At 45.4% G+C, this 1,561-nt stretch carries 2 protein-coding genes; both read left to right on the top strand.

The genetic code is table 11. From position 1 onward, the window contains the following. Positions 1 to 41: 41 nt before the first annotated feature. Positions 42 to 443: a hypothetical protein gene (locus DBR40_RS26415; protein WP_124562726.1), complete on the top strand. Its 402-nt coding sequence runs from the start codon at positions 42 to 44 to the stop codon at positions 441 to 443. Between the two features lie 2 nt (positions 444 to 445). Further along, positions 446 to 1,366: an IS3 family transposase gene (locus tag DBR40_RS26410; RefSeq protein WP_124562725.1), complete on the top strand. Its 921-nt coding sequence runs from the start codon at positions 446 to 448 to the stop codon at positions 1,364 to 1,366. The last annotated feature ends 195 nt before the right edge of the window (positions 1,367 to 1,561 follow it).

The raw sequence follows: 1,561 nt of genomic DNA, 5'->3' as shown, positions 1-1,561 counted from the left end.
TGTCTTGTCCTGAAATAGCTTGTCATTAATGCAAGCAAAAAATGAAAGCAAAAACAGAGAGGACTATTAAACCTACCATTGCCTCCCGAAAGCCCTGGGGCAGATTGGACGAGGAAACCAAGATCAAGATCGTTAGTGAAGTCAATAACGGGCTGCTGAGCGAACGTGCAGCGGGACGAAAGTACGGTTTGCCAAAGAGCACCATTGGCATGTGGCGTGACAAGCATAATTTAGCTACCTTGCTAAGCCCGAAAACTCAAGATGGGCCTTTAGCCATGGATGAATCCAAAGAATCGAAGCTGCTCAAGAAAAAGATCGAAGAACTTACCAAGGCCCTGTCAGATGCACAATTGAAGAATGTTGCCCTAGAAACAATGATAGAGGTCGCGGAAAGTGAACTGAAAATCAAGATCAGAAAAAAGCGTGGTACCAAACAGTCTTAAGGATGAGGCAAAAACTACCGGGAAAGTCCCTGATGGAACTTTGCGCACTGTTTGGTGTAAGCCGCCAAGCCTACTATCTGGCACACCAACATGCTGCCATAACTGATATTTCCAATATGGTAATATTGGCTCTGGTTGCTGAATTTCGTTCTTCTATTCCTATGCTGGGGACCCGAAAGCTGTTGCATATGCTTGCCCCGGAAATGAAGAAGCACGATATTAAAATGGGTCGGGACCAGCTCTATGACCTCCTGAGGTTCCATGGACTGCTTATGCGCAGAAGGAGACGGCATGTGCAGACAACCAATTCCCACCACTGGCTCAGAAAATACCCCAACCTCACGAAACATATGGTATTGTCAGCCGCTGAACAATTATGGGTCAGTGATATTACCTACATCCGTACGCTGGAAGGCTTCAGCTATCTGAGCCTGATCACAGATGCCTATTCCCGAAAGATCGTGGGCTATGCCCTTCACCACAGCCTGGAAGCGGTCGGCTGCATAGCCGCATTGGAGATGGCCATCAAGAGCAGAAAGAGAGCGTCGCCGTTTATCCTTGTCCATCATTCAGACCGGGGAATACAATATTGTTCCCAGGATTATACCGCTATGCTGAACGAAGATCGGATCGCCATAAGCATGACCCAGACTGGCAGTCCGTATGAAAATGCACTGGCTGAACGCATCAACGGTATCATAAAGAACGAATTCTATCCAAGAAGGATTTACCAGAACCATAAGGAGGCAAAGAAATCTATAGCGGCAATAGTTCGGAACTACAATGAAAAAAGGCCCCATGCAAGCGTGGATTATTTCACCCCGCATCAGGCCCATGGTATGTCGGGAGAGATCAACAAGCGATGGAAACATTATCCCTACAAGAAATCGAAGATGAATGAAGAGCCCGTACTGGTTACCTGATCAGAGGACAAAATAAAAAGTAGGAACTTCTTGAGTTCATGAAACTCGAGTTGTACACTTGTAAAGTAAAAGCAGGATTAGTACAAAAATGATGTAAACTAATTCTAGTATTATCACTCAAAAACGACAAGTAATTTCAGGACGTGACATAATATTGGGGATTGCGGCAATAGTATCCACCTGTTTTCGCGCATA

Source organism: Pedobacter sp. KBW01 (genome assembly GCF_003852395.1).
In the GTDB taxonomy this organism is placed as follows: Bacteria; Bacteroidota; Bacteroidia; order Sphingobacteriales; family Sphingobacteriaceae; genus Pedobacter.
The sequence above is the reverse complement of the archived record's forward strand: the minus strand, read 5'-3'. Positions and strand labels throughout refer to the sequence as shown.